The 6,770-nt window shown below is 46.5% G+C and carries 5 protein-coding genes; 1 reads left to right on the forward strand and 4 read right to left on the reverse strand.

The annotated features are described in order from the left end of the window. Positions 1-245 precede the first annotated feature (245 nt). Positions 246-428, forward strand: coding sequence for a type II toxin-antitoxin system HicA family toxin (locus HXW94_RS10490; RefSeq protein WP_178366873.1), 183 nt, complete (start codon positions 246-248; stop codon positions 426-428). A gap of 121 nt (positions 429-549) precedes the next feature. Here the strand turns inward: HXW94_RS10490 and HXW94_RS10495 are convergent, their stop codons facing one another. The 4 genes from HXW94_RS10495 to HXW94_RS10510 all read right to left on the reverse strand — a co-directional run. Further along, positions 550-777 carry a type II toxin-antitoxin system MqsA family antitoxin gene (locus tag HXW94_RS10495; RefSeq protein WP_178366854.1) on the reverse strand — a complete coding sequence of 76 codons (228 nt, stop codon included), beginning with the start codon at positions 775-777 and terminating at the stop codon, positions 550-552. 8 nt (positions 778-785) lie between these two features. Continuing rightward, the gene (locus HXW94_RS10500) at positions 786-1,067 is read right to left on the reverse strand and encodes a DUF4258 domain-containing protein (RefSeq protein ID WP_218576675.1); all 282 of its coding nucleotides are present in this window, start codon (positions 1,065-1,067) and stop codon (positions 786-788) included. A 126-nt stretch (positions 1,068-1,193) separates the two neighbouring features. After that, the gene (locus tag HXW94_RS10505; RefSeq protein WP_218576676.1) at positions 1,194-2,012 is read right to left on the reverse strand and encodes a hypothetical protein; all 819 of its coding nucleotides are present in this window, start codon (positions 2,010-2,012) and stop codon (positions 1,194-1,196) included. A gap of 90 nt (positions 2,013-2,102) precedes the next feature. Further along, on the reverse strand, positions 2,103-6,770 hold a 4,668-nt coding region (locus HXW94_RS10510; RefSeq protein ID WP_178366856.1), incomplete at its 5' end, for a cadherin domain-containing protein.

Raw genomic sequence — 6,770 nt, forward strand, 5'->3', positions numbered from 1 at the left:
GAAGGGCATAATCAACGCTGATCTGAACGGTGCATTAAACATCATTCGAAAAGAAGTTCCTGAATCCCTTAATGAACTTATAAGGATAAGGAATAGAGGCTGTGGGTTTCAGCCATTTAAAGTGCTTTCATTTTAATAAAAAAGTCTATTTGGATCGTAAATTAAATACTTTTGATTACTATTTAATTAGATTTTATAACCTGAGCCCTAAACCCAACCTGATGTCTGGTCGGTAGCTTGTCAAAATTTTTGAGAAAATCGGCTATAAAAAGATCGGCCAAAAGGGCAGTCACATCAAGATGAAGAACCACAGCACCGGCAGCGTTGCAATCATCCCGGATCACAAAGAACTGGACCGGTGGACTTTAAAAACCATCCTCAAACAGGCTGAGATATCGGACGAGGAATTTAATACCAAGCTCAGCTAAAGCCGGGTCTTGATCAGTAGACATTATACCGATCTTTCATAACCCATTGATTTTATTAGAAGAGTTTTTTTAGGCAATATAATAAAATCAAACAGTTAGCCAAAATCGGTATAATGTTTAATCAACAAAATGCCGCAACAGGGACAGGACGTTCCTTTGCAAAGTTTTGTCGATGCAATTTGATCCGTTCTATTTCATGCAATGTATCAGCGGTTAAATAGCTTTCTTTGCATTTTGGGCAATGAATAACAGGAATGTTTTCAATAATGAGTAAGTCACTACCTTTTCCATAACTTCGCGTTACATAACGGATTTGGGTTGTACTATTTCCACAAATATCACAAATCATTTCACACCTCATAATTTATACACAGTAATAATGACCATCTTTCCGGTAACACTTATTTTGGACACAGCTACTGCGATTTCTTTTGATATATCATTGCCTTCAATGACATATTTCCATTCTGCCGTCCTCCTATCTTTCTGCCGCTCTATTATCTTTCCTGAAAGTATGATTCGTTCTACATCAAAAATTGTCAGATTATCATCATTCATTTCCTCTTCAGCATGCAATGTCATGACATAATTCCGGGTACGAATGGCTTCCCGCATCAATTGTAAAATGCGGTCATGCATATCAGCACCTCCTTTCCGAACTCCGGCCGGAATTCCGTAGTTGGGTTGTGAAACTCAACCTACGGGCTGTACAATCAGCACTTAATACCGTGCCTTTGCCCATATAATTTCCTCCGTCAAAGCTGTTCAGTTATTCGTTACGCTGTCCGAAGGCGTATTTTCTGCTGATTGTGCAGACTGCTGAATGCCATACAACGCTTCAGCCGTACCGATATGTCCATCTCCATCCACATCGCCTGTTGTTACTATTGGGGGCGCTTGCTGTCCGGAGAGAACCTGAAGGGCTGTTGTATCAATAAGGCTGGTATCTTCTTCATCATCGGCAATGCCATTACCATTGAGATCAATAGGGAAGATACCGCCATCGGTGATAATTTCACTAACAGCTATGAGCCGCCCATCAATGCTGACCACACTATCTTGATCATAGCTGCCCAGGCTATAGAGGCTGTCCAATATATCAGGGATACCATTGCCGTCGGCATCGGTATCATAGCGGCTGTCAGCAGGCCAGGTATCATGACGGTCCTGCACGCCGTCACTGTCCTGGTCGCTGAAAATTATCTCAAGCGGGGTTGCTATGACATTTCTGACCCCGTGATTATCTATAAAAGCGTAGATGTTTTCTGCCTGCTCAAAAATATCCGCACTTGCTACCGGGCTGTTGACCGTCTGCCGGTTGACAATGGCGATAAAGGTAAGCTGGTCCGAGCTGTCATACAGATTGATGCTGCTGTTGATCGCCTCGGCCTTGGCATCTGTTAATGATATATCAAAGCTGTCGCCATACGCCACTGAAGCCGGCGTGAGGGTCAGGCTGGCAGTGGGGATCATAAAGATTTTTTTGATCACCACTGCCAAATCAGCTCTGGAAATATGGTTTAAGGGCTGAGCCTCGTCTCCGGTCATAAAGTGCCACAATCCCAACGGATCAATTTTATTCAAATAATTTTACTCTGACCCCATTTATCTCCTGCATTTATCTTTCCGTTTATCCCTAAATATTTATAGTCTGTCCCCAGGAAAATGGGGAAGTTATTTCGTCCTCATTCCCTTAGCATTCTGCAATGCTGCTGGCGCATCAATAATAGAGATTTTTCTATCGTTATTTAAATCCGTATCCAAATAAATGGCGGCGGGCTTTTTTCCCACACAAATGTGAAGCACATTCAAAGCATCCGTGATATTGATTTCAGCATCATGATTGTAATCACCAAGGGGCAAGACCTTCAGCACGGCTGAATCCGAGGTGGTATTTCCAAATGCATTATCGACAGCGCATGTGTAGTTTCCGGCATCACTCAATAGTACCTGCTCGATATGAAGTGTCTGGCCTGAGGCGCCCTCAATTTTTATACCGTCTTTATACCACTGATAATTCAAGGTCGGCGTACCGGATGCAGAAATGGAAAATTGTACACCTGTTCCCACTACCGCACTGGTATCCCGTGGCTGCGACTGAATAGATGGCGGATTGTCTGAATATGCAGGAATAATATAAAGACCGTCCTCTCCGGCGATGTACACACAGGTATCCCCTGCGACAACTGTATTTAACCGGCCGGAAATATCTCCATAGGTATGAGACAATTTTGCAGTTCCTGATGCGATTCCGCTTATCACCTGTACCCCCGTATCATCCGAGGCCACATAGGCCGTGCCGTTTTTCACGTCCAGACATAAAGGGCTGGATGTAAAACCCGGCGGTAACACAATCTCTTTGTCCAGGGACAGGTTTCTCAGCTGATTTTGATCAGACCGTACGAGCAGGTATACTTCCGGATCTGAAACGTCAAATGCAGCATACCCATATGGCTCGGGATCGCACGGGTATTCAGAGAAAGGATTATCCGGATCACTGACATCATATATCATATTTCCCAGGTCATACCAGTCATAAGCATAAAGGCGCTGGTCTTTGATGTCAAAACACTTTATTCCGCTCCCGTTTGCACCGCTTTGCGGATTCAATGTAGACCGAGATGCTGCATTGAAAGGATCACTGATATCAATCAGACCGATAGAATCGCCATAAAATGCATAAAGAATATTATCTTTCAAACGCATTTGCACGGCACCACCCCAGCGATACGCTTTGATAACGGATACTTCAGCAGAAGAGGACACATTAAGAATTCCCAGCAAAATATTTTCAGGATCCGTATTATCATTAAGGAGCAGCGTATCTCCTTCAATCGTTAAACGTGAGCCGGCAAGCCCTGGATATCGCCGGATAAGCACCGGAGACGTCGGTGTTGTCCCGTCAATAACATACAACCCTGTGTCGGACACGGCAAAGGCAATATTCCCCTTGACGACAACGTCGTTAACCTCGCCTATCCCGTCCCACAGTCTCGCAGCATCAGAAGGAAATATACTGAGTTCAAGTTCATGAAGCACGGTGTCGTCCCCGGAGGTGCCGCGTAAGGAAAGTGTCCAGGCGTTTCCATTTGATTCTGCCGGCGGTATGCCGGACAACAGTCCTGTTCCGTCACCATTGTCAATAAAGCTAAGCCACTCCGGCAGCCCCTCAATGGAGATAACTGCCGGCTCATCCTCAACAATCAGCGCTGTTGCAATAAGAGCGGAATACGCTTCTCCTGCATACAACCTGGATGCAGGCAGGGTGCTGAAGCTTATATTATTCACAATGTTCAAGGTAAATGACTGGGTATCATATTTTTTGGAAACAGATGCTTTTTCAACAACCGTCAAAGATATTTCAATTTTTTCCAGGGCTGTCTCGGGAGGAATACCTGATAAAACAGCCGTATTATCATCATTATTTTGTATGGAAAGCCATGATGGCAGGGCTTCTCCTTGAAACTCAAGCGCATCACCGTTTTGATCGGATGCTGAAATTTCATATGTATACATATGATTTACGGCAGCGCTGGTAATCGGTGTGCTGGAAAATGCAGGCGGATAATTATAAATCCAGTGGTCTGAATTTACCCGCCCCAGATCCGGGTCATCCAGTTGATCCGTTATCTTATCATCCGGAGACAAGGAATCCCAGTTATTGTATGTGGCATCTATGGGATTGGCAGTATGGTTTTCAAGTGAGGAAATATAATTTTCGGCATCCGGAGAACCGCCTATGGTGGCGGTTGTGGTGCCGTCAAGGTAAATACGGTCAAAGTAACATCTCTCGACAAGAAGATTGGTGCAATCCAAAACCCTCAGCTGGTTTCGCAGCCTTATATATTCAATATGGGTGTCTGAAATTGTATTATTATCCGATTCGGATATGTATATGCCGTAAGGGGTAGCATAGATGTCGCGACCGGAGAGTGCACTTGCATAAGCTGAATACCCCCCTTCAATATCGGATATGGTAACATCTTTTATCCGGTTATCATCGCTTTTATCTATCTTGATTCCATACCCTTGGCCACCAGTATAGGTAGCGTCAGCACCTCTGATACCGGAAATGCTCAGGTTTTCAAGGATATTATAAGATGCGTTGCTGATAAAAACGCCGTAACCCGGGTATGCACTTCCTATGCCCGACCAGCCTACCACATTTTGAATGGCAACAGAATCAATATAGCAATGGGATGCCCCGTCAATCCATATGCCCGCGGATTCACAATTATTGATCGTAAAACCGGAAACGGTTACATTATCCGCGACAATATGAAAGCCTCTGTACTCACCGACTCCTTTAATGATTGCTTCCCGGCCCACCTTTCCAATAACGCTGATCTCTTTGTCTATATAAATATTTCCAAGATATTCTCCAGGCGACACAATAACGATATCGTTGACACCTGCAGCATCTATCCCGTCCTGAATTTGTGTAAAGGCAGTTTCCGGTGAGGAACCGTCACCGCCGGCGGGCACATCGTTATCCACATAGAGTACGTTCCCCTGAGTTATGGTATGTGATGTGATTACATAAGCGCCGGCTGCGTCGGTGGAGCGAATCGAAACGTTCAAAGATTCTGGACCACCCAAGGGAAAATCCTGTATCAACTTCAATTGATCACCCTGAATGGCAAACCAGTCATTGTCGGCACCTCCGGGTTCAATGGCATACACATACGAATCGCCATCATCCAAATCCACGCTGGTCAGCCCCCCGACCAGCCAGCCTGCATGGGCCACCGGCGGTATGGTGGATTTTGACAGTACAACATCCGTCGGGGCATCATTGGCGCCATTGATCGTCAAGCTGAGGGTGCAGGTGGTTGGCAGCCCATCTGCATCACGCACCGTCATTGTGAACTCATCTGTCGCGGATTCGCCGGCAAGTAGGCTCTGGGCCGCACTCATGTTATAGGTCAGTGAGCCATCCGCCCGAACATCGAGTACGGCGCCCAGATCCGACACCCCCTGGAATGGATCAACGCTGAGATTGTCTCCATTGGGGTCGGTGGCTCCGGCAAGTATGCCGTTCGCCGGGTAGATACTCAATACCGGCAGATCCTCGCTGACGGAGAACTGGCTGTCTGCGCACTTCGGTCGGTCGTTGGCATCGATAATAGTAATTGGTATGTCGGCTGAATCGGTCAGGCCCTCACTGTCGGTCACCAGCAGGGTCAGGTTGTACCGGGCTGTTTGTTCAAAATCGACGTAGTCTGCCAGACTGATTGTACCGGTGTCGGTATCAATGGCAAACGTGCCGTCGTCATTTCCTGCCTGGATGGTCCAGACAAAAGTTTCTCCGGGGTCATTATCCGCAACAGCAGGTACACCGACAATGGAGCCGATCTCTTGGTCTTCTTTAACCGACCAGGCGATCCCATCCTCTATCTGAGGGGCATCAGATACGGACTGGATGGTTATAGTGAACGTTGAGGTGGCGGTGAATCCGTCGGGGTCTTCGGCTTGCACGCGAACCGTCACGGTTCCGTTTGCCTGTGATTGGGGCGTTACATCAAGAATGCCGTCCGCACTCAATGTCAACGAGACGATCCCATCCGGTTCTGCAGATCGCAGGGTATAGCTGAGCTCGGCAGGGGTATGGTCGGGATCGTTGAAGACGGTCTTAAAATCGACAACGCCTGTCTGTGCAGGATCGTCTTCGTTATAGGTCAGGTCGGTAGGAGACGTCTCTTCGTAGGGTTTGGGCCAGCTTTCCGCAGATGAATTTTTATACATAATGGTGTATTTGCCCGTGTATCCGGACTCGGCATAGGCGATCAGTCGATAGGCCGGGCTGTCAACGGACAATGTGATGGAATCTGTGGTGAAGGTGCCCACAGTGCAAGTAGATAAAAGCTCTGAGCCATCGGGTGCGTAAACAACGATACAGAGATCTGCAGAACTGCTGGAAAATGATTCTGAACAGGAAAAGGAAATAGTCTCGTCTGCAAATCCGTGAAAGGTAAACTCGTCAACATCGTAGGGTTGCTCAATCTGCCCGGTTGTTTGTTCGTTGGGTTGCAGAAGCTCTGACGTTCCCTGGGTTCTGCGTCCCTCTCCCAAATTGTAGAAATACAATGTATAATCACAAGTGTCACCAGCTGAACTGCAGAAATACAGCACACGATAGGTACCGGACTGTTCCGCTACAAGATTTCTCTCTCCTGGTGCGGAGGTTGCTTCTTTGCTGAAAAATTCACTCTCGTCCGGATTGTATATGACAAGCTTAGATTTGGTGCTGGAATAATATAGATTTTCTGTAACATAAAATGTCAGCTCGTCTCCGGCCTGGGCTTCAAACGTAAACAGGTCGACATCATAAGGTGTCAGATC

It is taken from the genome of Desulfobacter latus (assembly GCF_013389365.1).
GTDB lineage: Bacteria > Desulfobacterota > Desulfobacteria > Desulfobacterales > Desulfobacteraceae > Desulfobacter > Desulfobacter latus.

What these genes read in the sequence shown, in the direction of transcription:
- HXW94_RS10495 (WP_178366854.1), bottom strand. Translation starts at nt 777, where the DNA reads ATGATTTGTGATATTTGTGGAAATAGTACAACCCAAATCCGTTATGTA.
- HXW94_RS10500 (WP_218576675.1), bottom strand. Translation starts at nt 1,067, where the DNA reads ATGCATGACCGCATTTTACAATTGATGCGGGAAGCCATTCGTACCCGG.